Below are 24545 nucleotides of genomic sequence, written 5' to 3' on the forward strand. Positions count from 1 at the left end.
TGTTTCGCCGTGGCGTTACGCTCGTCAGTTCTTGCCGGCGGTCAGTTTGGTGATGATCGAGCGGAAGTCCTCGGTGGTGAAGGATTGGTGTTCGGCCGAAAGGGCATAGTCCAAGCTGGCCAACACGGCTCGTTCGAGATGGATGTTGAGTACCCGCTTGGTACTTTCGACGGCCTGCTGGGGCAACTCCATGATCCGCTGGGCGCAGGCCACCGCCTCGGCGACGGGGTCGGCCACCACGTGGTTGGCCAGCCCGAGTTCGACGGCTCGCTGAGCGGGAATTCGGGTGCCGGTCAACGCGTATTCCTTGGCCAGCATCAGGCTGATGTGCAACGGCCAGGTCAGCGGACCACCATCTGCGGCCACCAGTCCCACCTGCACATGCGGGTCGGCAAGGTAGGCGTCTTCGGCGATGTAGACGATGTCACTCAAGGCGACCAGGCTGCAGCCCAGCCCGACGGCCGGGCCGTTGACCGCTGCCACCACCGGCACTCGGCAGCGTGCCATACCCAGCACGATGTCGCGCCCGTGCGCAATGGTCTTGGCGCGCAGATCGGCGTCGTGGGCCAACTCGGCCAGATACGTGAAATCGCCGCCTGCCGAGAACGCCCGGCCGGCGCCGGTGAGCACCGCAGCGCGGGCAGTGCGATCGTCGCTCAATCGCGGCCACAGCTGCGCCAGCCCGACATGCAGATTGTCGTTGACGGCGTTGAGGGCATCGGGGCGGTTCAGGGTGATGATGCGCAACGCCCCGTCGGCACGAACGTCGATTTCTGCTGGCATGTCGTACATTTCAAACCCCTAATCCCAGGATTCGCGAAGCGATGATGTTCTTCTGTATCTGCGAGGTGCCGCCCATCACGCTTTGCGCGCGGCTGTACAGGTAGGCGCTGAGCAGGTCCGGGTCGCGGGTTCCGCCGACGGCCAATGCGGCGTGTCCGACGGATTGCTCCACCCACGTCATCAGCAGCTTGTCCAGCGATCCTTCGGGTCCGTGCGAGACCCCGTCGAGCTGTTCGGACAGCCGGCGGCGCACGTGGTGGGTCAGCATCTCCGCCTGGACCGCCGCCCAGGCGAGCTCCTCGGATGGCGGATTCTCACTGCGCGCCAACAATTCTCGCACCAGCTTGCCGTAACGGGCCGCATAGCCGAGCGTGGCCGGTTCGCGCTCGTGGCCCACCACGGTCATGGCCACCGCCCAGCCGTCACCGGGCGCACCCACCATGCGGTCTGTCGGGACGGTTGCGCCGTCGAAGAGCACCTGGCCGAATTCGTTGCTGACGCCGTTCATCATGCGCAGCGGACGTTGTTGCACACCAGGCTGTTTCATCTCGACGACGAACGCCGACAGGCCGCGATGGCGATGTGCTTCCCGATCGGTGCGGGCTAGCAGCAGACACCAGTCGGCCACGTCGGAGTAGCTGGTCCAGATCTTGTGTCCGTGCAGGACGTAATGGTCGCCCTCGCGGGTGGCGGTAGTGGTCAGCGACGCCAGATCCGAGCCGGCACCCGGCTCGCTGAAGCCCTGACACCAGCGCTGGCTGCCGTCGATGATGCCGGGCAGGAAGCGTTGCCGCAGTGCCTCGCTGCCGTGCCGCCCGATCCCGAAGACCAGGTAGCCCACGCTGGGGCGTGGTGGTGCGCCGGCGCGCGCCAGCTCTTCGTCGACGATGACGTCGTAGACCGGCGGCAGCTCCTGGCCGCCGTATTCGCGCGGCCACGACAACCCGAAGAATCCCGCTCGATAGAGCGCCCGATGCCAGTCGGCCTGACGGGCCCAGTATTCGTCGCCGGTAGCGCAGAACTCCTTGACATGCAAGGTAAGCCAGGTTCGCAGTCGTTCCCGGAAAGCGGCCTCCTGCGGGGAATCACGAAAGTCCACGACCGACCTCCTTCAGGCTCACCGGCCACAGCTCGGTCGACGTCAAGGCCCGGCGCAGGTACACGTGCGCCGGGCAATCCCAGGTATTGCCGATGCCGCCGTGTACCTGCACCGCGGTCTCGCAGACCGTTCGGGTGGCACGCCCGCAGTACACCTTGGCGACCCGGGCAGCGTGCAGCGCCGCGGCCGGTTCGAGTTCGTCCACCGCCCATGCGGCGTGCCGCAGGATGCTGATGGAACCTTCGATCAGGGCCAGGCTTTCGGCCAGTAGGTGCGCGACGGCCTGATACGAACCGATCGTCTTTCCGTACTGTTCGCGGATTTTCGCGTAGTCGCCGGCCAGCGCGTGCGCGCCGCGGGCAGCACCGAGCAGGTCCGCCGCGGTGGCCACCAGCGCGAGCGCCCGCCATCGTCCGGCGGTGTCGGCGGCTACCTCGCCGACACGCCGCGGTGACCCGGCAATGCCCGTTGTCACTCGCGTCAGGTCCGCACCGCAGTGGTCCGTGTCCAGTTCAGCCGCAAGCACCGTGGTGCCCGATATCAGCAGGGCCCGCCGATAGCCGCGGGTATCGAACGCCAGGCCGTCGACGGCGATGGTCGCGTCGCCCCGCTCGGTGTCCAGGTGGCGGGCCAGGTCGTCGGCCAGTACCGGCCCGAGAAACGGGACATCGACCAATCGGCGGCCGAATTCCTCTGTGACAATGGCGACTTCGACCCCCGAAGCCCCGTCGGAACGCAGCGATCGCCAGCCCGTCGCGGCAATCTGGCGGTCCAGCCGGGCAATTCGGTGTTCGTCAGCCAGATCCGCCACCGCCCCTGGTCCGAGATCGTCGGCTAATTTCGCTGCGGCGTCACGCAGTTGTCGTTGTTCAGCTGTCAGACGGACATCCATGAAGCTCCTTGAGCACTCGGCGCAACACCTTGCCCGAGGGCAGGCGGGGAATGTCGGGCACGAACACGACCCGGCTCAGCCGTTTGTAGGGGGCCAGCCGTGCCGCCACCCGTGCGGTGAGCTCGGCAGCCACCCCGGCGTTGCCGGGTACGTGCGTGGCGACGGCGGCGACGACCGCTTCCCCGTTGGCGCCGTCGGGAACACCGAATACCGCGCAGTCTTTGACCACCGGATGGCCGTGCAGCACGGCCTCGACTTCCGCCGGCGCAACCTGGAATCCCCGCACTTTGATCATCTCCCTGAGCCGGTCGGTGATGCGCAGCCAGCCCTCGCCGTCAAGCCAACCGATGTCGCCGGTCCGATACCAGCCGGCGCAGTACGCCTCGGCGTTAGCCGCGACCGGCAGATAGCCGGCCGTCAGAGATGTCGAGCGGGCCTGGATTTCGCCGACTTGCCCCGGGCCGAGCACTTGGCCGGTTTCCGGTGACACGATCCGCACGTCCACACCGGCAACCGGCCGGCCCACCGAGTCCAGCCGGGCGCCTTGCACAGGATTGCAGGCGATGACGGGTAACTCGGTGGTGCCGTATGCCGGCACCCATCCGACGCCGGTGCGCCGGGTCACGGTCTCGGCGATGCTGGCGGTGACCGGCGTGGCGCCCCACATGATGAACCGCAGCGACGACAGATCATAGGACTCGAGCCGGGGGCACGACGCGATGGCCTGCGCAATGGGCGCAACCGCCATTTCGATTGTGATGCGGTCGTTTTCGATGGTCTGCAGCATCCGATCCACGTCGAACCGCGGATGCAGGCGCACCAACGCGCCGGTCCGCAGCGCGGTCAGGATGTTGAGCAGGCCGAGGATGTGCGACGGCGGCGTGGCGACCTGGATGCGGTCGCGCTCGGTCAGCCGCAGCGCCTCGCGCCAGTGGCGAACGGCAGCATCCAGCGATGCGTGGGTGTGCCGCACGGCTTTTGGCAGACCCGTGGTGCCCGAGCTGAACACCAGCACCGCGTCGTCCCGCTGCTGCGGGGAACGCGTCAACGGCTCCGCGGACGCGGCCGGCTCGTCCAGGTGCAGCATCGGCATCAGGTCAGCCAGCACCGGGTGGTCGCCGACGGCGTGGGCCGGGTCGGTCAGTCCCAGGGCGTGGTCGACCTCGTCGCGTTTCCAGGCCGGGCTGATCAGCACCGCCGCCGCCCCCAGCCGCCAGATCGCCTGCAACGCGGCGACGAACTCCGGCCGGTTGGAAGCCATGACCGCAACCCGTTCGCCGGCGAGGACACCGTGGTGGCTCAGGCTCGCAGCCAGACCGTGGATCAGTGCGTCGAGCGCGGGCCGGCTGAAGCGCCGATCCTCGACCACGAGCGCGGCCGGCTCGGTCACGTCTCGTCCTTCCCCGGGGGAACCCTGACAGTCTTGAGAAGATACTATCGTCTCAGGAGAATAGTATTCTCTATACTGAAGAACGCAAGTGCAGCTAGCCTCAGAGGGCGGTGATGACGGAGCCAGGCATGGTGACGATCCAGCTCGACCGCAAGAAAGTGTCGGTACCCCTGGTCCCGGGCGAGACCCTTCTGGAAAGCGCGCGCCGGGCGGGCCTGGACCCACCCTTCAATTGCGAGGCCGGCAACTGCGGAACGTGCATGGCCAGGCTCATCGAGGGCAGCGCAACCATGCGAGTCAACGACGCGCTCGAAGAAGACGAAGTGGCCGAGGGTTACATTTTGACCTGCCAAGGAGTACCCGACACGGACTCGATCACGGTGCGTTACGAGTAGTCACCAGGAAGGCGCCATGGCCAAGGGAATCATCTATGTCGAGACTCGCCCCAGCGCAGCCGATCGCGAACGCGAATACAACATCTGGTACGACGAGGTTCACATACCCGAACTGGTGGCGCTCGACGGATTCGTCTCGGCGCGGCGCCTGAGGCCGGTGAACGGTGCGGGGCCGTATGTGGCCCTTTACGAGATCGAAGGCGATGACCTGCAGGCGATCCTGGACAACATGGTTGCCTCGGCCGGCCGATTGCACATGTCCGACGCGCTGCAGTTCGATCCCCCACCGGTGATGCGGCTGCTCGAGGTGACGAGCGCGTACCCACCGACGGCGTGATCACCTACGGCCTGAACGCTTTTCGCGTGACCGCCGGTACTCAACTTTGACGTGCCGCAACCGAACGGGTGATGCCTCGCGCGATGAGGGCACAGGCTGCCGTCGTCGCAGCAACGCATGCCAGGAACGCGAACCAATTGTGTTGCCAGCCCCAGTCATAGCGACCTTGCGCGAACACCGTCATCGCCACGATGCCGGCCACCGGGATGAGCGCATATGTCGCCCGGTAGTACCGCCGCAGGATCAGAATCCCTGCGGTCCACAACGGAGTTACCAGCGTCGCCTGAACATATGAATCGAAGATTTTCCAGGCGGGATATGAGATCGGGCCGACCGACACCTGGTTTCCGCAGTGGCGATACTGGCCGCCGACCGTGCAGACCCAGTGGCTGGTGGCGTTCAGACAAGCCAGCACGGTGAGCGCGGCCGCGATCACCAACACCACGGCGCCAACCACCATCCGCAGTCCCGGTCGGGCAGTGTGGCTGCGCAGCGCCCGCGGGGGTTCGTCGAGCACGCAAACCGTGTCCATGACCATATCGGCGATCGTTTGGCGCTTGGCCGTGAACAACGGCAGCAGGTAGCCGATGCCGAAGGTGATCGCGTCCAGAAAGTGGGCGAAGTAGCGCGCGATCGACGATCCGACGCCAATGGGCGCGCCGGTCCGTTCGCCGAGTACCTTGAACCTCAGCACCGACTTGCCGACGGTCGAGCCGGTAATCCCTTGGCGGTAGCCCCAATTCCAGACCCAGTACGCCAGCAACGCCAGATTGACGATCAATGCCACGATGCCCTGGAAACGTGAGCCGCCACCGACCAAGGTGGCGGTCACGCCGCCGACGATCCCGAGCGTCACGCCGATAACGAACCCCAGCATGTAGTCGATGAGATAGGCGCCAACTCGCCGGATCCACGATGCGTAGGCCGCCATCGGAAAGTCATGCATCGGTTGACCCGGGACCGGTGGATATCCCGCGCGTGCCCGCGGTGGGTATCCGGAGGGCGGCGGCATAGGCGGCTGTTCAGTCATTTGCCGGGCCTTCCACTGGCGGGTGGATGCAACCCTACCCGAAACGGCCCGTGCCCTGGTCGAATTCGCTGGAGGCTCGGATTTTCGGCCCAGTTCCACGCAAGTTCTGTCCGGCGCGACGCCCTTGCTGACCGGAAGGCGGGAAGGCGCATTCGGCTGTTCCGTAAGGCGTTGGTGGCCAGTACTTTGTCGCGTTTTGCGATGACACCGGCAAAGCGCACGGGTGGCCAGGCGACCGGCGGGGGCGCAGTGTCGCTCGACCTAAGGTGAGTTGCTCCAGGCCCGCCGTTACACTTCCGGAGGATGGAGCAGGATCGGTTGCGGATCGATGTCGGTCAGCTAGAAGCTACGGCGGGTCAATGGAGTCGGCGAAGCGTCGAACTTGCCGTCCTAGCACCGCCTTCACTAGGGCAACCGTTTCAACGCACCACCGCGGCGGTGTGCGGTGCCTACGCAGCGGTTGAGTTTGCCGCCGCGGCGTTGTTGGCCCGGACACAGGCGACGACTGGCACGGTGCAGGCCGGTGCTGCAGGGTATGCCAGCAACGAAGCGACGGCTGTGGCCGAGATGTCAGCCGTGCAAGCCAGGTTGGTGTAATCGGTGGCCACCCTTTCCCAAGTCCGGACCTGGAGCACCCAGCATCTGATCGAGGCGGCCGGCTACTGGACCAAGACCGCCGATCAGTGGGAAGACGTGTTCTTGCAGATGCGCAACCAATCCCACACCCTGATTTGGGAAGGCGCCGGCGGTGATGCGCTGCGGGCGCGAACCGGCGCGGACTTCTCGGTGGTGAGCGCCAAGGCCGACCAATTGCGCCAAGCGAGCAAGATTGCCCGTGACGGCGCCGGCACCATCGGGGCCGCCCAACGCAGGGTCCTCTTTGCTATCGAGGACACCCATAACGCGGGTTTTGCTGTGGGAGAAGACTTCTCGGTCATCGACACCCGAACCAGCCGCTCCGCGGCCGAACAGGCGGCTCGTCAAGCCCAAGCCCAAGCATTCGCCGCCGACATCCGCCAACGCGTCGCCCAACTGCTCGGGGTCGAACACGACGTAGCCGGCAAAATCACCGCCGCGACGGCCGGAATCGCGGCCACCACCTTCCCGGAAACACCTCACGACCCCAAACCTCGCATCCAGGCCGTCGACAACCACACCTTCAAAGACAGCCCACAACAACCGCAGCCACCGGACGATCCGGCGCGGATGACACCTGAACAAGCACGGGCAGCCTATAACCAACTGAAAGGGGAGATCCGCGACCATAATTCGTGGCGACCCCCGCTCGATGACGCCAGCGCGGTCGCCACCTACAACCGAGAAGCAGATGCGCTCAATGCCCGGAAAGGCGCCTTGGAGGCGCAGCTAGGCAAGACAGAGACCGTGCCCGCCCAAGGAACACGCCTGGTCCCGGACTGGGCACAGCCATGGCAACCGCCACCACACTCACCAACACCAGTCCCGCATGGCCCAGGCACTTGGCAACCGGTCACCGAGTCGATGTCCGACCGCGCCGCCCAATACCAAATGCAGATCACCGGACACCCCATCACCGAGGGATACATCGTCGACGGGGTGAAATTCGACGGATTCACAGACGGAGCGCTAATTGAAGTTAAAAGCTATTACTCACAGTTCATCGAAAACGGCCACTGGAAGCCGTTCTTCACCGGACAACAGAGTCTCGTCAACCAAGCACTGAATCAAGTAAGCGCTGCGCACGGAACTCCATAGAATGGGTATTCGCGGAACCAGAAACTGCCGCTGTAGTGAGGCAGATGTTAAACGATGTTCCTGGTCTACAGGGTGCTATTGACTACGTGGTTATACCGCCACCCTAAGCAAAGGATCGGTAAATGACGAAATCGAATGTGAGTGTCGGATGGGGAGGCCGTGTCGAGTCGGTCGACCAAGCCGCAGGCCGGGTTGCGAAACTGTTGCCGGCGCTCGCTGCGCTCGACTCAGCCCTGTCGAGCTGGCGCGATCTTGGCCGGTCCAAAAGGGAGGCAACCGCCAAACCCTTGGTCACCACCAACCACGCCGACTTGGTGCAGCGATTACAGGACGGACGACACCGCACCGACGTTGGCCGACAAATCATGGAAGATATGGGCTACTCGGTCTACTGGTGGAACGGCGCCGAGGACAACCAGGCGGCGGCTAACTTGAATATCCATATCGGTTCTAGTGCACTGGGAAACCATGTGGTGCTCAAGCTGCCCGAACCCGATGCGGTCCCGAGCCTCTACACCCGGGGCATCGCGCATAAACTTCTACATATTTTCGTGGATATTTTTGACCCCGATTCGGTGCTTTGGTCTAATGAGGAACTTCTCGCCAAGCAAACAGAGCCGGATCGCTCAACCGAGGATGGCCGCGGATATGTACTCGGGAAATTGATCGGACACCCGGCAGGGTGGGCTAATTTCCTCAGCGATTCCGATTCGGTAAAGTTCGACATGGCCTTGTTGCCAGCTGGCGCAACCGTTGAACGCCTCGGCACCGGAACGTTGGTGCTGCTCGGGCAAGACCCAGCTGACCCGCCGCTTCGTGATGTCCTTCAGGTGCGCAGGGCAATGGGCTACGAGGTGCCCACCCAGCGGACAGAATCATCCGAAGACGTGGACGCCGCCTCGGCCGGCCCGACGGCAACCCCTACCGCGCCGGGAGCATCTGTGAACCCGACGGACAGAGGGCAATCCGACCCTCGACCCGGCATCGAAACACGCGGTGTTGGATACCCGGAAAGCAACACTGATGCTCAGCACAGCGGCGCTCCGCGCGGTACCACCGCCCACGACTGATACTTGGCTGAATCATGGTCAACTGCACATCTGGGATCAGGCCGTTCGCCTCCGGGGTACCCATGCAATACGACGCTGACGTCAACCCGCGTGACAAAGCCGCGGCATCAGCGCCGCTGCTGCACCGCATGCGAAGCTGAGATGGAGTCGGCGAAGCGTCGAACTTGCTGTCTTAGCACCGCCCCTGCCGGGGCAACCGTTTCAACCCACCGCCGTAGCGGTGGGCGGTGCCCACGCAGCGGTTGACCTGGCTGCGGCGGCGTCGACCGCCCGCACCCAAGCGACGGCCAGCACGGTGCAGGCCGGTGCTACGGGATATGCCAGCAACGAAGCGACCGCTGTGGCCGAGATGTCAGCCGTGCAAGCCAGATTGGTGTAATCGGTGGCCACCCTTTCCCAAATCCGGACCTGGAGCACCCAGCATCTGATCGAGGCGGCCACCTACTGGACCAAGACCGCCGATCAGTGGGAAGACGTGTTCTTGCAGATGCGCAACCAATCCCACACCCTGATTTGGGAAGGCGCCGGCGGTGATGCGCTGCGGGCGCGAACCGGCGCGGACTTCACAGTCGTGAGCGCCAAAGCCGACCAATTGCGCCAAGCGAGCAAGATTGCCCGTGACGGCGCCGGCACCATCGGCGCCGCCCAACGCAGGGTCCTCTTTGCTATCGAGGACACCCATAACGCGGGTTTTGCTGTGGGAGAAGACTTCTCGGTCATCGACAGCCGAACCAGCCGATCCGCGGCCGAACAGGCGGCTCGTCAAGCCCAAGCCCAAGCATTCGCCGCCGACATCCGCCAACGCGTCGCCCAACTGCTCGGGGTCGAACACGACGTAGCCGGCAAAATCACCGCCGCGACGGCCGGAATCGCGGCCACCACCTTCCCGGAAACACCTCACGACCCCAAACCTCGCATCCAGGCCGTCGACAACCACACCTTCAAAGACAGCCCACAACAACCGCAGCCACCGGACGATCCGGCGCGGATGACACCTGAACAAGCACGGGCAGCCTATAACCAACTGAAAGGGGAGATCCGCGACCATAATTCGTGGCGACCCCCGCTCGATGACGCCAGCGCGGTCGCCACCTACAACCGAGAAGCAGATGCGCTCAATGCCCGGAAAGGCGCCTTGGAGGCGCAGCTAGGCAAGACAGAGACCGTGCCCGCCCAAGGAACACGCCTGGTCCCGGACTGGGCACAGCCATGGCAACCGCCACCACACTCACCAACACCAGTCCCGCATGGCCCAGGCACTTGGCAACCGGTCACCGAGTCGATGTCCGACCGCGCCGCCCAATACCAAATGCAGATCACCGGACACCCCATCACCGAGGGATACATCGTCGACGGGGTGAAATTCGACGGATTCACAGACGGAGCGCTAATTGAGGTTAAAAGCTATTATGATCAGTTTACCGAGAACGGCCACTGGAAGCCCTGGTTTACCGGCGAGCAAGGAATACTCAATCAGGCGTATAATCAAATACGGGTCGCCGGGACAACACCGATAGAATGGGTATTCGCTCAGCCAGAAACCGCGGCGCTCGTGGAAGATCTTCTGACAAGAAACGGGTATGCCATCAACGTCATAGTGGTTCCGCCGAAGTAGAGAGGGTCGCATGCCTAGAGCGGAAGTGGGGGTGTATTGGGGACCCCGTGCCGAATCGGTGGATGAATCCGCTTATCGGATTGCGCGGCTCGTGACGACGCTGGCAGCGCTCGATCCAGTGCTGTCGGGCTGGCGTGACGGGGGTCCGTCAAAGCGCGAAGCACTAGCCCAGCCGTTGGTAACCAACGATCACGCCGACTTGGTTGAGCGACTGCTTGCAGGGCGCAATCGCCGCCCCGACAACAACGAAGTCATCGAACCGTACGGGTACGCGGCACACTGGTGGAATGGGGGCTCCGACAACAGCCGGCCAGCTGCTAAATTGTCGATCCGTATCGCTGGGACATCAGCTATCGGGCTAAATAATGCTATGCTCGATCTTCCCGATCAAGAATCGGCGCCACGCTTGTACAGACTGGAGACCGCGCGCCACATTATCCAGACGCTTTTAGATGTCTTCGGACCCGAGTGGGGTGTTTGGACGAACAACGATCTTCGCAATAAACAAAAAGAGCCAAATCGGCCTACGAAGGATGGCCGCGGATATGTACTCGGGAAATTGATCGGACACCCGGCGGGGTGGGCTAATTTCCTCAGCGATTCCGATTCGGTAAAGTTCGACATGGCCTTGTTGCCAGCTGGCGCAACGGTTGAACGCCTCGGCACCGGAACGTTGGTGCTGCTCGGGCAAGACCCAGCTGACCCGCCGCTTCGTGATGTCCTTCAGGTGCGCAGGGCAATGGGCTACGAGGTGCCCACCCTGCGGACAGAATCATCTGAAGAGGTGGCCGTCGCCTCGGCCGGCCCGGCGGCAACCCCTACCGCACCGGGACCCTCTGTGAGCCCGACGGACAGAGGGCAATCCGACCCTCGACCCGGCATCGAAACACGCGGTGTTGGATACCCGGAAAGCAACACGGATGCTCAGCGCAGCGACGCTCAGCGCGGCACCAGCGCGCACGACAAATAGTTCTTTATTGAATCGTGCCCACGATGTCTAAGTTCGCAGCCATTCGCCTACAAGTACCGTGCAAAGCGACGTTCGGTTCATGCCCATCTCGGGTGCCAAGGAAAATATGTCACCGAGTTTTTACCTAGGTGCGTACTTGGGGATCCGTGCGGCGTCTGTGGACGAGTGCGCACAGCGTCTGACCACGCTGATTGAACAGTTCGCACACGTTGACCCACTCTTAACTGGTTGGCGCCAAGGGGCGGGATCCAAACGAAGGGCTATCGAGCAACCGGTTGTGATATCCGATCATACGGATCTAGTGACTCGGCTCCTTGCAGGACGCAATCGCCGAGACACTAACAGGCAGGTTATTGATGAACTCGGCTACTCTGTGTCTTGGTGGAACGGAAACCCAGATGCATCGATCGGCCTTTCTGTCGGATGTGGTCGGACCTCACCATACGTAACGAACAGCTTCATCTTAAATCTGCCCAAACCTGGCGCCGGCTCAGGTCACATATATGACCCGGCCGTCGCAGCGAAATTGCTGAATATCGTGGTCGACACATGGCAGCCCGATCATGCTGTTTGGACGAACCACGATCTAGTCGACAAACAGCGCCAGCCAGATCAGCGGCTGGAAAATGGCGGCATAATTGCTGGTCAATTGATCGGACACCCGGCAGGGTGGGCTAATTTACTCAGCGATTCCGATTCGGTAAAGTTCGACATGGCCTTGTTGCCAGCTGGCGCAACCGTTGAACGCCTCGGCACCGGAACGTTGGTGCTGCTCGGGCAAGACCCAGCTAACCCGCCGCTTCGTGATGTCCTTCAGGTGCGCAGGGCAATGGGCTACGAGGTGCCCACCCAGCGGACAGAATCATCCGAAGACGTGGACGCCGCCTCGGCCGGCCCGGCGGCAACCCCTACCGCGCCGGGAGCATCTGTGAACCCGACGGACAGAGGGCAATCCGACCCTCGACCCGGCATCGAAACACGCGGTGTTGGATACCCGGAAAGCAACACGGATGCTCAGCGCAGCGACGCTCCGCGCGGTACCACCGCCCACGACTGATACTTGGCTGAATCATGGTCAACTGCACGTCTGGGATCAGGCCGTTCGCCTCCGGGCGTACCCATGCAATACGACGCTGACGTCAACCCGCGTGACAAAGCCGCGGCATCAGCGCCGCTGCTGCACCGCATGCGAAGCTGAGTTGTCTACGACAACGACGGCAAGGCGACCGGCGGGGGCGCAGTGTCGCTCGACCTAAGGTGAGTTGCTCCAGGCCCGCCACTACACTTCCGGAGGATGGAACGGGGTCAGCTGCGGATCGATGTCCCACAGCTAGAAGGCGTGGCCAGTCAATGGGGTCAGCGAAGCTTGGAACTTGCCGTCCTAGCACCGCCTTCACTAGGGCAACCGTTTCAACGCACCACCGCGGCGGTGCGCGGTGCCCACGCAGCGGTTGAGTTTGCCGCCGCGGCGTTGTTGGCCCGGACACAGGCGACGGCCAGCACGGTGCAGGCCGGTGCTACGGGATATGCCAGCAACGAAGCGACCGCTGTGGCCGAGATGGCGGCCGCGCGACCGAGATTGGTGTAGGGAGTGGCGACCCTTTCCCAAGTCCGGACCTGGAGCACCCAGCATCTGATCGAGGCGGCCGGCTACTGGACCAAGACCGCCGATCAGTGGGAAGACGTGTTCTTGCAGATGCGCAACCAATCCCACACCCTGATGTGGGAAGGCGCCGGCGGTGATGCGCTGCGGGCGCGAACCGGCGCGGACTTCACAGTCGTGAGCGCCAAAGCCGACCAATTGCGCCAAGCGAGCAAGATTGCCCGTGACGGCGCCGGCACCATCGGCGCCGCCCAACGCAGGGTCCTCTTTGCTATCGAGGACACCCATAACGCGGGTTTTGCTGTGGGAGAAGACTTCTCGGTCATCGACAGCCGAACCAGCCGATCCGCGGCCGAACAGGCGGCTCGTCAAGCCCAAGCCCACGCATTCGCCGCCGACATCCGCCAACGCGTCGCCCAACTGCTCGGGGTCGAACGCGACGTAGCCGGCAAAATCACCGCCGCGACGGCCGGAATCGCGGCCACCACCTTCCCGGAGACACCTCACGACCCCAAACCTCGCATCCAGGCCGTCGACAACCACACCTTCAAAGACAGCCCACAACAACCGCAACCGGGACCACCGGGCAATCCGTTTGCCGGCTGGACCGACGAGCAAATGAGACAAGTAGCTGTCGAAATCGCCAACGGTCATGCCTTGAAGCATTTTCCGGGAAAGACGCCAGAAGACCTGGCCAGATCGATTTACGACGCGATGAAGGACCCCAATACTCGGATCGGTTCCAGCATCAAATCCGGCGGACTAACGCTGCTGAAGAGCGATGGAACCATTATTTTCATCAATCCGCAGGACGGCGACTATGGAACTGCCTTCGAACCCAAGCCGACTGCGACGACTCCGTGGCGAACCCCGCTGGAATACTTCGAGCAGAACACTAGGCCGAAGTTGCGACCGTCTGGATAGGTGATTCGGGCTTTGACGTGGGGTTTTGTTGGTTTTGGGTGTTTTAGGTCTGACTACGCCGCGATGGTGAGGGGGATGGTGGCCTTGATGAGGTCGAAGGCGCGGCGTTGGTCGTGGGTGGGTTCGGTGAGAGTCTCGATTTCGATGTTGGTGTCCTGGTAGCGGATTCGGTTGCGGGTCAAGGTGGCCAGGTGATCGAGCAGAGCGCGGAAGCTGCGCAGTGGAGTGGCGTCGGTGGTTTGGTGGCGAGATGCTTTGGTGTGCGCATGTGGTGAGCGTTGTGCGGGTGCGACGGGGTTGTCGCGGGTTGGTGGGTGTTCGTCGGTGTAGGTCAGCGGCGCCCAGGCTTTGCGTAAGTGCCAGGTCACATAGCAGGCCAGCAGGCAGATCAGTACGTGGGCTTTGACGCGCTCAGACAGCCGGTGGTGGATGGGGCGTAGGTCGAGGTCGTCGGTTTTGATGCTGCGGAAGTCGCGTTCGACATAGGCCAGGTTCTTATACCCGGTGACCACCGCGGGGGCGTCGAGGTCGGTGGCGGGCACCGAGGTGCGCAGGACGTAGATGCCGTCGAGGGCGGCTTCGGCGGTGATGGCTGCGTGGTCGCGTTCATAGGCGAAGCTGGTGTCTGTGATGGTGCGGTGAAAGTGCTTGCTTACCTTGTATTTGTTGACGATCTGCCCGACAGCTTCGCCGATCTTGCCGGCCCCGGCCAGGCTGCCGCGCTCGACCCGTTCGGCGATACGCGCTAGGGCGGTCTCGGTGGCGGCCAGCAGTTCGTTGCGTTTGCGGGCCCGTTCAGCGGCCAGGGCGGGGTTGCGGCAGGCGATCAGCCGTTCGTGTGGGTAGTCGGGGTGGGTGATCTCGGCCAGGTCGTGGGTATCGAACAGGCTCATCTGCAGCGGCCCGTCGTCGGCGGCCAGTTTGGCAATCGCTGGAGCGCGCAGCGCGGTGATCCACCCGAAATCGGTTCCGGTGTCGTTGAGTTCTTTGATCGCGGCGATGCGAGCGGCGGTGATCATGCCGCGATCGCCGACTAGCACCAGCCGATCCAGCCCGAAGCCGGTGCGGATGACCTCCACGATGTCGGTGAAGGCGACCGGATCGGCGGTATCACCGGCAAAGACCCGCACCGCCACCGGCCGGCCGGCAGGGTCGGTGAGCACCCCGTATTCGATTTGCGGTAAGCCCTTTTTGCGGTCGCGGGAATAGCCGCGCTTGGCCAGCTGGCAATGCCGGCCCGTCACCCACGATGAGGTCAGGTCAAACAATGCCATCCGTGACGGATTGGCTTCTGGACCAAGGTGTTTAGCGGCGAGCCTCTTTTCGATGCCGTCTTGGCGGTCGCTGAGCCAGTCCATCGCCGCATAGATCTCGTCGGTGGAAGCGCCGGCGATCTGCAGGTCTGCGCCCAGGGTGCAATCGGCCCAGCGCGACAGCGTCGAGAGCTTGGATGCCGGATGGATCACCCGCGAGACGATCAGCCCGTAGACCAGATCGCGGGACCGACACGGCGACCCCAGCAGCGCGGGCAGTCCCAGCTGGCGGGCCATCGCCGCGACCGCGGCCACATGCCCATGCGGCAACGCGCGTAGCACCGTCACCTCCTGACCAGCGGGCACCAGGCTGTGTCCCTTCAGCGTCGCCTCCAGCGCGGCGATCGCCGCCTCGGGCAACATCGACAAGTTGGCCACGGTCTCGTTGCGCACCTTGGGCCCGTCGCGGAAGGTGCGGCGCAACAGCACCGACTGATAAACGCGCTGTTTGCCCTGCTTATCCACATGCGTCTTTTTAACTCTGACTACGTGAGCTTTGCCCTGGTTACGCGGCATACAAAGCATCATAGCCTGATTACGCCGATCAGATACGAATGACACGCACATATTCGTGACTACATATCAGCACGAGACAACAGCCCATAGCGCCAGCTCAGAACACTAATCCCCAGTCAGAACCCGTCGTAACTTCCGACTAGGGCCGTCGAACCACTTGCTCCCCCTGCATCGGGACGGTTTCCACCGCTTACTCCCGGCGAAATGGCGCCACCTACACCCGCCGCTCCACCGGTTCCGCGACCCGCACCCCCACCACCGCCACCGGTTGAAGCGCCACCGGCACCCAAGCCAGCGCCCCTACCCAAAGGTGTCGAAGGGCCGATGCTTCCCGGCGGACCCGCACCGCCTTTTGGGACCCCACGTTGTGCACCCACCGCATACCATCCCCCATCACCTCCCCATTTTGGGAGAAGACGACCCGTGGGAAAATCCCCGAGACTTCGACTAGGAGCAGGACGCTAGCCTCCATCAGCGGGTTTTGAGTGCCGACCGCTCCCAGGAAACAACAACTCAGCCGTGGTGATGCGGCCGATCTTGCGCTGCAAGCCGCGCAGTAAACTCACCGCCTCCGTATCGGAGATCCCGCTAACGGTCGCAAAGTCCAATCCCGCGCCCACCAACTCGCTGGCCCAGGAGCATTCCGTCAAGTACAACACCCGAGCCCAATCCAAGCTAGTAAGCGCTTGGCCACCAACGACTGCGTAAGAAAGACGACCAGTGAGCTCGTCGAATTCCTCCCACGTCGACAACCCCAGCACGCGGATCGGAAACGGTGTCGCAGTCGCCGAAAACTGCCATTGGTACAGCGCATGCTGTATGAAGCTGCGCTCATCGCTAGTCAGATCAACAGCTACCAACTCAGAATCAATTGACATTGAGCTGATCCTAAGCTGCAGTTGGGCGAGATAGTGCGCGAGGGGCTGACAACACGTCATCGAGCTCAAGCGTTGAGCACGTCGCCGTGTTCACCCAGCCGTGGCGCCGGCCGGTAGTCGGGCTCATAGCCGCAAACATGCACAGGATTCCCGACGAGACGTAAATCACCAGCCCGCACAATAGTTTCCGGCGCCGCCTGCAATGCCTCGGGCAGCGTGCGGACGGCCGCCGCCGGCACGCCCAGCGGACGCAGCCGTCGTTCCCAGCCGGCGGCGGTATCGGTGGCCAGCATCGCCGTGACGACGCCGAGCACCTCGTCGCGCCGGGCCGCGCGCTCGGCCATTGTTTCGAAACCGCCGATACCCGCCTCGTCGGCAAAGGATTTCCAGAACCCGTCGTGCGTGATGAACAGCGCCAGATACCCGTCAGCGGTCGGAAAAAGCTGAGCGGGAACGTAATACGAATGCGCGCCATAGGGCCGGCGGTGCGGCTCAATACCCTCGTTGAGGTAAGCGGCGGCATGGTAATTGAGCTGCGAGAGCATGACGTCGCGCAGCGACACGTCCACCTGCCCGCCGCGACCCGAAACGATCATGGCCAACAATCCCAGTGCCGCACACATGCCGGTGGAGTTGTCCGCCGACGAGTAGCCCGGCAATGTCGGCGGACCATCTGGCTCACCCGTCAAAGCGGCAATACCGGTAGCGGCCTGAATCACGTAGTCGAACGCCGGATCATCGCCGCCGTTGAGACCGTAACCGGTGATCGCCACGCAGACGATCCGTTCGTTCCACCGCCGCAGGGCCTCGTAGGTGAGCCTCAGCCGGCGAACGGCCGACGGCTTCAGGTTGACCAGCAGCGCCTGCGATTGCGCCGCGAGCTCACCCAAGCACCGTTGTCCCGCTTCGGTATTCAGGTCCAGGCAGATGCTCGACTTGTTCCGGTTGAGGCTGGCGAAGTAACTGTCCCCCACGCTGCGGGAGATCTCGCCGTCCGGCGGCTCGACCTTGATCACCTCGGCACCGAGATCGGCCAGCAGCATCGTGGCATACGGCCCGGCCAGCATGGTGCCGACCTCGAGAATCCGTATCCCCGCCAGCGGACCTCGACCAGTCACCGCAACTCCGTTGCCAGCGAAGCGATCATCTCGCGGGTCCGGCGCTTGGACGCGACAAGCGCGTCGCGGTTGCCACCGATCGGCAACAGACGCACGGACAGGTCCGTCACACCGGCGTCGGCGAATCGGAGCAGCCGGGCCAGGATGGCGTCCTCGTCGCCGGCCGCGCAGATATCGCCGACGTCTTTGGCGTCGCCGTACCCCAGCAGCCGCTGGTAATTCGGCGAGACCTCGGCCTCGCCCAGGATTCGGTTGGCGCGCTCCCGTGCGGCGTCGACTTCGGTTGTGCTGCAGAGGCATACCGGTACGCCGGCGACGATGCGCGGCGCCGGGCGACCGGCGTTGTCGGCGGCCTTGGTGATCCGGGGCACGACGTGCTCGGCGACGGCGCGTTCGTCGGCCATCCACAGCACGGTGCCGTCGGCCCGCTCGCCGGCCAACGTCAGCATCACCGGCCCGAGCGCGGCCACCAGCACCGGCAGCGGCGCCACCGGCGCCAGGTCGAGGGGGTTGTGCACCCGGAAGGTGGTGTTCTCCACGTCGACCGGGCCGGGATTGGCGAAGGCCGCGTGCAGCACGTCGAGATAGTCGCGGGTGTAGCCGGCTGGCCGCTCGTAGGGAAGCCCGAGCATGTCGTCGATGATCCAGTGATGCGACGGCCCGACACCCAGCACCAGCCGGCCTCCGGTAGCCGCGTGCACCGACAACGCCTGGCGCGCCAACGCAATGGGATGCTGCGCCTGCAGCGGGACGACCGCGGTGCCCAGCTCGATGCGGCTGGTCCGGGTGCCCATCAGGGCCACCGCCACTAACGCGTCAAAGTCGTTGGGAATCTGTGGAATCCAGGCGCTGTCCAGGCCGGCGCTCTCCGCCCAGTCGATGTCGGCCAGCATCCGGATGACCTTGCGGGCCGAATCGCCACGCTCGGGACCGACCATCACTCCGACGCGCATGGTTCCTCCGGGGCAGGTTGCGGGCCGCCGGTCAAAGCGCGAATGTCACGTACCAGCACGCCCAGCGGTGTCCCCGTGGGAAATACCGCCGCCGCGCCGGCCTCCAGCAGCTTGGGCACGTCGGCGTGCGGGATCGTTCCGCCGACGACGACGGCGATGTCGGCGGCGTCAGCGGCGCGCAGCGCTTCGATGGTGCGCACGGTCAGCGCCAGGTGTGCGCCGGACAGGATGCTCAACCCCACCACGGCCACGTCTTCCTGGACGGCGATCGACGCGATGTCTTCGATGCGTTGCCGGATCCCGGTGTAGATCACCTCGAAACCGGCGTCGCGCAGCGTGCGGGCAACGATCTTGGCGCCGCGGTCATGCCCGTCGAGCCCGGGTTTGGCGACCAAGATGCGAGTAGCCATCAGAACACCACCGGCTGCTGGAATTCGCCCCACACCGCCTTGAGCGCGGAGACCATCTCGCCGACCGTGCAGTAGGCGTTGGCGCAGTCGATCAGCCGGTGCATGAGGTTGTCGGTGCCTTCGGCGCCGCGGGCCAGCGCGGTGAGCGTGGACTGTACTGCGGCATTGTCTCTTTCGGCCTTGACCTGAGTCAGCCGCTTGAGTTGCAGGTCGCGCCCCTCGGCGTCGAGCTCGTAGGTCATGATGTCGTGCTCGGGTTCCTTGGAGACGAACCTGTTGACCCCGACCACCGGCCGCGCACCCGTCTCGATGTCCTTGTGCATCTTGAAGGCTTCGTCGGCGATCAGCCCCTGCAGGTAGCCGTCCTCGATGGCACTGACCATCCCGCCGTGCTTTTCGAGGTCGGCCATGATCTCGATGATGCGGGCTTCGGTGGCATCGGTGAGCGCCTCGACAAAGTAGGAGCCGCCGAGCGGGTCGGCGACCCTGGCCACGCCGGTTTCGTAGGCCAGGATCTGCTGGGTGCGCAGCGCCAACGTGGTGGATTCCTCGGTGGGCAGCGCGAAGGGCTCGTCCCAGGCCGCGGTGAACATCGACTGCACGCCGCCCAGCACCGCCGCCATCGCCTCGTAGGCGACCCGCACCACGTTGTTGTGCGCCTGCGGCGCATACAGTGACGCGCCGCCGCATACGCAACCGAAACGGAACATCGATGCCCGGTCCGTCTTGGCGCCGTAGCGTTCCCGAACCAGCGTCGCCCAACGTCGCCGTCCCGCACGGTATTTGGCGATCTCTTCGAAGAAGTCGCCGTGGGTGTAGAAGAAGAAGGAGATCTGCGGCGCAAACTCGTCGATGGTCATCCGGCCGCGTTGCACCACGGTGTCGCAATAGGTCACGCCGTCGGCCAGGGTGAAGGCCATCTCCTGCACGGCGGTGGCGCCGGCGTCGCGGAAGTGCGCTCCGGCCACCGAGATGGCATTGAACTTCGGGACCTCGGCCGCGCAGAACTCGATGGTGTCGGCGATCAGCCGCAGCGACGGTTCGGGCGGCCAGATCCACGTCCCGCGCGATGCGTACTCCTTGAGGATGTCGTTCTGGATGGTTCCGGTGAGCTTGGCCCGCGGTACGCCCTGGCGCTCGGCCGCGGCGACGTAGAACGCCAGCAGGATCGCTGCGGTGCCGTTGATCGTGATGCTGGTGCTGATCTTGTCCAACGGGATGCCGTCGAACAGGATCTCGGCGTCGGCCAGCGTGTCGACGGCGACGCCGACCCGGCCGACTTCCTCGACGACGTCGGGGTCGTCGGAGTCGAAACCGCATTGGGTGGGCAGGTCGAGCGCCACCGAGAGACCCGTCCCACCCTGCTCCAGCAGATACCGGTACCGGCGGTTGGATTCCTCGGCGGTGCCGAATCCGGAGTACTGACGAAAAGTCCAGAGCTTGCCGCGGTAGCCCGACGCGAAGTTCCCCCGGGTGAAGGGAAACTCCCCCGGACCCGGGGGTTCCGACTCGCGGTCCTGCGGCCCGTACACCGGCGCAACCGGGATGCCCGATGCGGTCTGAGCTTCATTATCCATCGATGAATAACGTACTTGCAAAAAAAGAGAATGCCAATACCGCTGGCCTGACCAGGTGAGATAGCAGAATGCTGGGCGGCGGTGGCGGTCGGCCTCGGCTGATCCGCGCTCAGCCGCACCCGAGCGACCCAGCAACGTATGACGGAGGCGACATGGCGGTTCCCCGGCCGTCGGCGGCGGACCTGCGTGCCGCCGCCGAGCACTTCGGTTTCCACCTCGACGCCGACGACCAACGGGATTACCTCGCGGCCGTCGGGCACACACTCAGGTCCTACGACGTGGTCGACGAACTCTACGGCGACCTCTGTGACCACTCCGCTCAGCCTCAGGCGCCCGATCGGGTATATCGATTCCCGGAGCCGGGCGACAATCCGCTCGGCGCCTGGTACGTCACGGCCGACATCGCCTCCGGCGCGCAGGGTCCGCTGTCCGGCAGGACGGTCGCGATCAAAGACAACATCGCCGTGGCAGGCCTCCCGATGATGAACGGATCACGCGCGGTGGAGGGATTTGTCCCCAGCCGCGACGCGACCGTCGTGCGGCGGCTGCTCGCCGCCGGGGCCACCATCGCCGGCAAGAGCGTCTGCGAAGACCTGTGCTGCTCGGGATCCAGCTTCACCTCCGCCTCCGGACCGGTGCGCAATCCGTGGGACACCACGCGGGAAACGGGCGGATCATCCAGCGGCAGTGGCGCGCTCGTCGCCACCGGTGAAGTCGGGCTGGCACTGGGCGGCGACCAGGGCGGGTCGGTGCGCATCCCGGCTGCCCTGTGCGGCATCGTCGGGCTCAAGCCGACGTACGGGCTGGTGCCCTACACCGGCGCGTTTCCCATCGAGCGGACCATCGATCACCTCGGCCCGATGACGCGCACCGTCGCCGACGCGGCAGTACTGCTTACGGTGCTTGCCGGCCCGGACGGCCATGATCCCCGCCAGTCCGCGGCGATAGCCCCACTCGACTATCGGGCGGCACTCACCGGCGACGTGACCGGTCTGCGGGTCGGCATGCTCAGCGAGGGCTTCGGGTGGACCGGATCCCGGCCCGAGGTCGACGAGCTGGTCCGGTCGGCGGCCCGCCGGTTCGCCGAAATCGGTTGTACCGTGGGCGAGATCAGCGTGCCCTGGCACCGGCGCGCGATCCACGTCTTCAACGTCATCATCACCGACGGCGCGACCTACCAGATGCTGGAGGGCAACGGATCCGGGCTCGGCGTCGACGGACTTTACGACCCGGAACTCATGGCGCACTTCGCCCGACAGCGCGTGGTCAAGGCCGACGAATTCGCCAGCACCATCAAGGCGACGGCGCTGTGCGGCCACTACAGCCGAAACAGGTTGGGCGGCGCAGTCTATGCCAAGGCGCGTAATCTGGTGCCGCACCTGCGGGCAGCTTATGACGGGGCGCTCGAGCATTACGACGTGTTGGTGATGCCCACGGTGCCCGGCACGGCCAATCCGCTGCCGGAGGGCAGCCCGCAGGATGTCGGGTTACTGCCACACACATTTGGCAAGGCGCTAAACACCGCACCCATGGACATCACCGGCCACCCCGCGATCTCGGTGCCCGCCGGCCTGGTCGACGGGCTTCCCGCCGGAATGATGATCGTGGGCAAGCGATTCGACGATGCCAACGTATTGAGAGTTGCCGCCGCCTTCGAATCGCTGTGCGGAGGCTTCCCCGCCGCTCCGAGCTGATCCCTAGGCCCGGCAAAGGATTTCGCCGTGGGGCATCGCCAGCCAACCGTCCGGGGCGCCAGCCCAGGCCTGCCACGCCGCCGAGATCTCTTTCAGCTCGACCATTGTGGCCATTCCCGAGTCCACAAGTTGACGAGACAGGTCCGACTGCAGGATGCGGTCGGCCCACATTCCGCCCCACCATTGGCGGGTCTCGGCCGTCGCAAAACACCAGATGCTGCCGGTCGGCGTGATGTCGTCGAAGCCGGCCGCCAGCGCCCAGGACAGCAGCCGCCGGCCCGCGTCCGGCTCGCCGCCGTTGGCGCGAGCCGCCCCGTCGTAGAGTCGCAGCCACAGGTCCAGTGCGGGCAGCCGTGGATACCAGATGAATCCGCCGTAGTCGGCATCGCGAGCCGCGACAACTCCGCCCGGCGCACACACCCTCCTCATCTCCCGCAGTGCCTGGACCGGATCGGCGACGTGTTGTAAGACCTGGTGGGCATGGACGACATCGAAGGTGTCGTCGGGAAAGTCGAGCGCGTGCACGTCGGAGGTCACGAACGAGACGTTCGCCGCGCCGCGCCGCTCGGCCTCGGCACGGCCCAGGCGCAGTGCGTCGTCGGTGAGCTCGACGGCCGTCACCGATCCCGGCGCCACCCGGGCGGCGAGCTCGACGGTGATCGTCGCGGGCCCGCAACCGACGTCCAGCACCGTCATCCCCGGCTTCAGGTGCGGCAGCAGGTAGCTGGCGGAATTCTCCGCGGTGCGCACCCGATGACTGCGCAGCACCGACTCGTGATGTCCGTGCGTGTAGCTGGTCGCAGAGCGGTCGTTCATTTGCGGGGTCCCTTGGTCGGCGCGTCGTCGGTGGCGCCAGCCTATAACCTCAACTCACTATTTGAAATTATTATCTCAATATATGAGATAGCTAGTCGACGGGGACGTTGAGCACCGGACGGTCGACGTCGGCGCCGGGACCATCGAAATGCCACCACTCGCCGGAGTACACGTTCAGCCCGCCGTAGTTCATGGCCTCCCGCAGCGCGGTCCGGTTCGCCCGAGCCGCCACGGTCACCCCCTGGGTCGCGAAAGCCGTTGCCCGCGAAGAGAAATCGTCGAAGTCGGTGCCCATGTCGGCCAGGCACAGTCCGTGCACCTGCCGCTCGGCCGGGCAGCTCTGTTGCGGGCTGGTGAACGTCACATCGACCGAGCGGCCGGCCTCGTGGCTGCGGGCATACGGTCCGGGCCGCGCCACCCACGCGGGATTGGGAACCGCGTTGAACATCTTGACCTGCGCCTCGTGTGGCCGGTAACAATCCCAGAAGACCAACACGTGCCCTTGCGGGCGCAGTGCGACCGCGGCCGCCGCAAGTCCTTGGGCCATGGATTGGTGTACCAGGCACCTGGCATCGGCGGGATAGAGCTGGGTGTGGGTGAAGTTGTTGGTGGTCGCGTACCGCAGGTCGATGACGGCGTCGGGCAGCACGCTTCGGACGTCGACGAACCCGGCCGCGCGCGCCGCGTCGCTGACCGGCGGCACGCCGGGGCCGGACGGGACCGTGGTCCCGACGGGCCGGACCGGCAAGGACGTGGGGGCCCCGACACCGGGGTCTTGGCAGGCGCCCGAGACCGCGACGAGCAACACGGCGACCACGGCCGCACAGAATCGCCGCATTCCAGGCATCCGGACATTGTCGCGGGTGGTACAGCCTTAGGCTGCGCAGCCACACCTGTGGCGGCGAAACTCGGCAAACGATTTACCGAACCGATACCGGCCTCGCGGACGGCTCAGCGGACGGGCGATGAACCCGGGGATTACTCAGTGTTCGTCAGTGTTCGTCAGTGTTCGTCATAGTGACCGTCATGGGCGGCATGGCGGCACCCGTCGTGCACATAGTCGACGTGGTCGCCGTGCGGAACCGCCACATGTCCGCAGCCCTCGCCGTGCGCGTGGTCGTGCCCCTCATGCATCGCGTGGCCGCCGGCCGGTTCGCATTCGTCGAAGTGATCGTCATGCTGTCGATGCAGGTGACCGTCGTGCACGTAGTCGACGTGATCACCGTGCGGAATCGCGACATGCCCACATCCATGCCCATGCGGATGGTCGTGCCCCACATGCTGCTCGTGAGCTACAGCGTTCATTTGGTCCTCCTGGCAACCGATTCGACGGCTTGTCGATGTTGGTCAGCGACTGCCGCACTTCCATAGTGAGCTATCCGCCGCCCCGGACAAGAGCAGAAAGTCACCGAGACGGCCGTCTATGCC

25 protein-coding genes and 1 pseudogene are annotated in these 24545 nt (G+C 64.6%); 12 read left to right on the forward strand and 14 right to left on the reverse strand.

What is annotated here, in order from left to right; genetic code table 11:
* Positions 1-24 precede the first annotated feature (24 nt).
* From MKAN_RS09870 to MKAN_RS09885, 4 genes are read right to left on the reverse strand one after another with little or no spacing between them, the layout of a single operon-like run.
* The gene (locus tag MKAN_RS09870; RefSeq protein WP_023367818.1) at positions 25-792 is read right to left on the reverse strand and encodes an enoyl-CoA hydratase/isomerase family protein; all 768 of its coding nucleotides are present in this window, start codon (positions 790-792) and stop codon (positions 25-27) included.
* A gap of 1 nt (position 793) precedes the next feature.
* Positions 794-1882, reverse strand: coding sequence for an acyl-CoA dehydrogenase family protein (locus tag MKAN_RS09875; RefSeq protein ID WP_023367821.1), 1089 nt, complete (start codon positions 1880-1882; stop codon positions 794-796).
* Positions 1869-2774, reverse strand: a complete 906-nt coding sequence (locus MKAN_RS09880) for an acyl-CoA dehydrogenase family protein (RefSeq protein ID WP_023367825.1) — start codon at positions 2772-2774, stop codon at positions 1869-1871. The genes MKAN_RS09875 and MKAN_RS09880 overlap by 14 nt, the downstream gene beginning before the upstream one ends.
* A complete protein-coding gene (locus MKAN_RS09885; RefSeq protein WP_023367827.1) occupies positions 2752-4164 on the reverse strand; it encodes a class I adenylate-forming enzyme family protein in 1413 nt (470 codons plus the stop codon). The genes MKAN_RS09880 and MKAN_RS09885 overlap by 23 nt, the downstream gene beginning before the upstream one ends.
* 113 nt (positions 4165-4277) lie before the next feature.
* On the opposite strand from MKAN_RS09885, the gene MKAN_RS09890 reads away from it, so the two are divergent.
* Positions 4278-4559: a 2Fe-2S iron-sulfur cluster-binding protein gene (locus MKAN_RS09890; RefSeq protein WP_023367829.1), complete on the forward strand. Its 282-nt coding sequence runs from the start codon at positions 4278-4280 to the stop codon at positions 4557-4559.
* 16 nt (positions 4560-4575) lie between these two features.
* Positions 4576-4896, forward strand: coding sequence for a DUF4286 family protein (locus tag MKAN_RS09895; RefSeq protein ID WP_023367831.1), 321 nt, complete (start codon positions 4576-4578; stop codon positions 4894-4896).
* A 40-nt stretch (positions 4897-4936) separates the two neighbouring features.
* On the opposite strand, the gene MKAN_RS28720 is transcribed toward MKAN_RS09895, so the two are convergent.
* Positions 4937-5926: an RDD family protein gene (locus MKAN_RS28720; protein WP_023367833.1), complete on the reverse strand. Its 990-nt coding sequence runs from the start codon at positions 5924-5926 to the stop codon at positions 4937-4939.
* Between the two features lie 303 nt (positions 5927-6229).
* On the opposite strand from MKAN_RS28720, the gene MKAN_RS31865 reads away from it, so the two are divergent.
* The 9 genes and pseudogenes from MKAN_RS31865 to MKAN_RS31885 all read left to right on the forward strand — a co-directional run bounded on the left by MKAN_RS31865 (position 6230) and on the right by MKAN_RS31885 (position 13842).
* Positions 6230-6523 (forward strand): hypothetical protein, encoded by a 294-nt coding sequence (locus MKAN_RS31865; RefSeq protein ID WP_023367836.1) that lies wholly within the window; start codon positions 6230-6232, stop codon positions 6521-6523.
* 3 nt (positions 6524-6526) lie between these two features.
* A pseudogene (locus MKAN_RS29505) lies at positions 6527-7588 on the forward strand (hypothetical protein); the annotation flags it as partial.
* A gap of 194 nt (positions 7589-7782) precedes the next feature.
* The gene (locus MKAN_RS09915) at positions 7783-8730 is read left to right on the forward strand and encodes an Imm52 family immunity protein (protein ID WP_023367843.1); all 948 of its coding nucleotides are present in this window, start codon (positions 7783-7785) and stop codon (positions 8728-8730) included.
* Between the two features lie 106 nt (positions 8731-8836).
* A complete protein-coding gene (locus tag MKAN_RS31870) occupies positions 8837-9109 on the forward strand; it encodes a hypothetical protein (protein WP_036393772.1) in 273 nt (90 codons plus the stop codon).
* Between the two features lie 96 nt (positions 9110-9205).
* On the forward strand, positions 9206-10345 hold the full coding sequence (locus tag MKAN_RS32970; RefSeq protein ID WP_416188598.1) for a Tox-REase-5 domain-containing protein: 1140 nt from the start codon (positions 9206-9208) through the stop codon (positions 10343-10345).
* 31 nt (positions 10346-10376) lie between these two features.
* Complete coding sequence (locus MKAN_RS30405; protein WP_036393774.1) at positions 10377-11315, forward strand: Imm52 family immunity protein; 939 nt, start codon at positions 10377-10379, stop codon at positions 11313-11315.
* Between the two features lie 79 nt (positions 11316-11394).
* On the forward strand, positions 11395-12372 hold the full coding sequence (locus MKAN_RS30410; RefSeq protein WP_129111795.1) for an Imm52 family immunity protein: 978 nt from the start codon (positions 11395-11397) through the stop codon (positions 12370-12372).
* 237 nt (positions 12373-12609) lie between these two features.
* Positions 12610-12903: a hypothetical protein gene (locus MKAN_RS09930; protein WP_023367853.1), complete on the forward strand. Its 294-nt coding sequence runs from the start codon at positions 12610-12612 to the stop codon at positions 12901-12903.
* A gap of 3 nt (positions 12904-12906) precedes the next feature.
* Positions 12907-13842, forward strand: a complete 936-nt coding sequence (locus MKAN_RS31885) for a hypothetical protein (RefSeq protein WP_023367855.1) — start codon at positions 12907-12909, stop codon at positions 13840-13842.
* A 53-nt stretch (positions 13843-13895) separates the two neighbouring features.
* Here the strand turns inward: MKAN_RS31885 and MKAN_RS09940 are convergent, their stop codons facing one another.
* The 6 genes from MKAN_RS09940 to MKAN_RS09970 form a co-directional block, all read right to left on the reverse strand.
* Positions 13896-15671 (reverse strand): IS1634 family transposase, encoded by a 1776-nt coding sequence (locus MKAN_RS09940; protein ID WP_225722800.1) that lies wholly within the window; start codon positions 15669-15671, stop codon positions 13896-13898.
* Between the two features lie 461 nt (positions 15672-16132).
* Positions 16133-16549 (reverse strand): hypothetical protein, encoded by a 417-nt coding sequence (locus tag MKAN_RS09950; protein ID WP_051404525.1) that lies wholly within the window; start codon positions 16547-16549, stop codon positions 16133-16135.
* 65 nt (positions 16550-16614) lie between these two features.
* Complete coding sequence (locus tag MKAN_RS09955) at positions 16615-17616, reverse strand: CaiB/BaiF CoA transferase family protein (RefSeq protein WP_042313551.1); 1002 nt, start codon at positions 17614-17616, stop codon at positions 16615-16617.
* A 47-nt stretch (positions 17617-17663) separates the two neighbouring features.
* A complete protein-coding gene (locus tag MKAN_RS09960; protein WP_023367863.1) occupies positions 17664-18620 on the reverse strand; it encodes an LLM class F420-dependent oxidoreductase in 957 nt (318 codons plus the stop codon).
* Entirely contained in the window at positions 18605-19030 is a 426-nt protein-coding gene (locus MKAN_RS09965) for a cobalamin-dependent protein (protein WP_023367865.1), read from the reverse strand. The genes MKAN_RS09960 and MKAN_RS09965 overlap by 16 nt, the downstream gene beginning before the upstream one ends.
* Positions 19030-20607: a methylmalonyl-CoA mutase family protein gene (locus tag MKAN_RS09970; protein WP_023367867.1), complete on the reverse strand. Its 1578-nt coding sequence runs from the start codon at positions 20605-20607 to the stop codon at positions 19030-19032. The genes MKAN_RS09965 and MKAN_RS09970 overlap by 1 nt, the downstream gene beginning before the upstream one ends.
* Positions 20608-20759: 152 nt before the next feature.
* Between MKAN_RS09970 and MKAN_RS09975 the strand changes: the two genes are divergently transcribed.
* On the forward strand, positions 20760-22301 hold the full coding sequence (locus MKAN_RS09975; RefSeq protein ID WP_036393778.1) for an amidase: 1542 nt from the start codon (positions 20760-20762) through the stop codon (positions 22299-22301).
* 3 nt (positions 22302-22304) lie between these two features.
* On the opposite strand, the gene MKAN_RS09980 is transcribed toward MKAN_RS09975, so the two are convergent.
* The 3 genes from MKAN_RS09980 to MKAN_RS29515 form a co-directional block, all read right to left on the reverse strand.
* The gene (locus MKAN_RS09980) at positions 22305-23117 is read right to left on the reverse strand and encodes a class I SAM-dependent methyltransferase (RefSeq protein ID WP_023367871.1); all 813 of its coding nucleotides are present in this window, start codon (positions 23115-23117) and stop codon (positions 22305-22307) included.
* A 91-nt stretch (positions 23118-23208) separates the two neighbouring features.
* Complete coding sequence (locus MKAN_RS09985) at positions 23209-23955, reverse strand: M15 family metallopeptidase (RefSeq protein ID WP_023367873.1); 747 nt, start codon at positions 23953-23955, stop codon at positions 23209-23211.
* A 164-nt stretch (positions 23956-24119) separates the two neighbouring features.
* On the reverse strand, positions 24120-24422 hold the full coding sequence (locus MKAN_RS29515) for a hypothetical protein (protein ID WP_080674055.1): 303 nt from the start codon (positions 24420-24422) through the stop codon (positions 24120-24122).
* Between the last annotated feature and the right edge of the window lie 123 nt (positions 24423-24545).

It is taken from the genome of Mycobacterium kansasii ATCC 12478, assembly GCF_000157895.3.
GTDB classification, from domain to species: Bacteria; Actinomycetota; Actinomycetes; order Mycobacteriales; family Mycobacteriaceae; genus Mycobacterium; species Mycobacterium kansasii.

What these genes read in the sequence shown, in the direction of transcription:
- MKAN_RS31865 (WP_023367836.1), top strand. Translation starts at nt 6,230, where the DNA reads ATGGAGCAGGATCGGTTGCGGATCGATGTCGGTCAGCTAGAAGCTACG.
- MKAN_RS29515 (WP_080674055.1), bottom strand. Translation starts at nt 24,422, where the DNA reads ATGAACGCTGTAGCTCACGAGCAGCATGTGGGGCACGACCATCCGCAT.
- MKAN_RS09890 (WP_023367829.1), top strand. Translation starts at nt 4,278, where the DNA reads ATGACGGAGCCAGGCATGGTGACGATCCAGCTCGACCGCAAGAAAGTG.
- MKAN_RS09915 (WP_023367843.1), top strand. Translation starts at nt 7,783, where the DNA reads ATGACGAAATCGAATGTGAGTGTCGGATGGGGAGGCCGTGTCGAGTCG.
- MKAN_RS09870 (WP_023367818.1), bottom strand. Translation starts at nt 792, where the DNA reads ATGTACGACATGCCAGCAGAAATCGACGTTCGTGCCGACGGGGCGTTG.
- MKAN_RS09950 (WP_051404525.1), bottom strand. Translation starts at nt 16,549, where the DNA reads ATGTCAATTGATTCTGAGTTGGTAGCTGTTGATCTGACTAGCGATGAG.
- MKAN_RS09965 (WP_023367865.1), bottom strand. Translation starts at nt 19,030, where the DNA reads ATGGCTACTCGCATCTTGGTCGCCAAACCCGGGCTCGACGGGCATGAC.
- MKAN_RS09960 (WP_023367863.1), bottom strand. Translation starts at nt 18,620, where the DNA reads ATGCGCGTCGGAGTGATGGTCGGTCCCGAGCGTGGCGATTCGGCCCGC.
- MKAN_RS09980 (WP_023367871.1), bottom strand. Translation starts at nt 23,117, where the DNA reads ATGAACGACCGCTCTGCGACCAGCTACACGCACGGACATCACGAGTCG.
- MKAN_RS09985 (WP_023367873.1), bottom strand. Translation starts at nt 23,955, where the DNA reads ATGCGGCGATTCTGTGCGGCCGTGGTCGCCGTGTTGCTCGTCGCGGTC.
- MKAN_RS09940 (WP_225722800.1), bottom strand. Translation starts at nt 15,671, where the DNA reads ATGCCGCGTAACCAGGGCAAAGCTCACGTAGTCAGAGTTAAAAAGACG.
- MKAN_RS09880 (WP_023367825.1), bottom strand. Translation starts at nt 2,774, where the DNA reads ATGGATGTCCGTCTGACAGCTGAACAACGACAACTGCGTGACGCCGCA.
- MKAN_RS09895 (WP_023367831.1), top strand. Translation starts at nt 4,576, where the DNA reads ATGGCCAAGGGAATCATCTATGTCGAGACTCGCCCCAGCGCAGCCGAT.
- MKAN_RS09975 (WP_036393778.1), top strand. Translation starts at nt 20,760, where the DNA reads ATGGCGGTTCCCCGGCCGTCGGCGGCGGACCTGCGTGCCGCCGCCGAG.
- MKAN_RS09930 (WP_023367853.1), top strand. Translation starts at nt 12,610, where the DNA reads ATGGAACGGGGTCAGCTGCGGATCGATGTCCCACAGCTAGAAGGCGTG.
- MKAN_RS28720 (WP_023367833.1), bottom strand. Translation starts at nt 5,926, where the DNA reads ATGACTGAACAGCCGCCTATGCCGCCGCCCTCCGGATACCCACCGCGG.
- MKAN_RS09970 (WP_023367867.1), bottom strand. Translation starts at nt 20,607, where the DNA reads ATGGATAATGAAGCTCAGACCGCATCGGGCATCCCGGTTGCGCCGGTG.
- MKAN_RS09955 (WP_042313551.1), bottom strand. Translation starts at nt 17,616, where the DNA reads ATGCTGGCCGGGCCGTATGCCACGATGCTGCTGGCCGATCTCGGTGCC.
- MKAN_RS30410 (WP_129111795.1), top strand. Translation starts at nt 11,395, where the DNA reads ATGCCCATCTCGGGTGCCAAGGAAAATATGTCACCGAGTTTTTACCTA.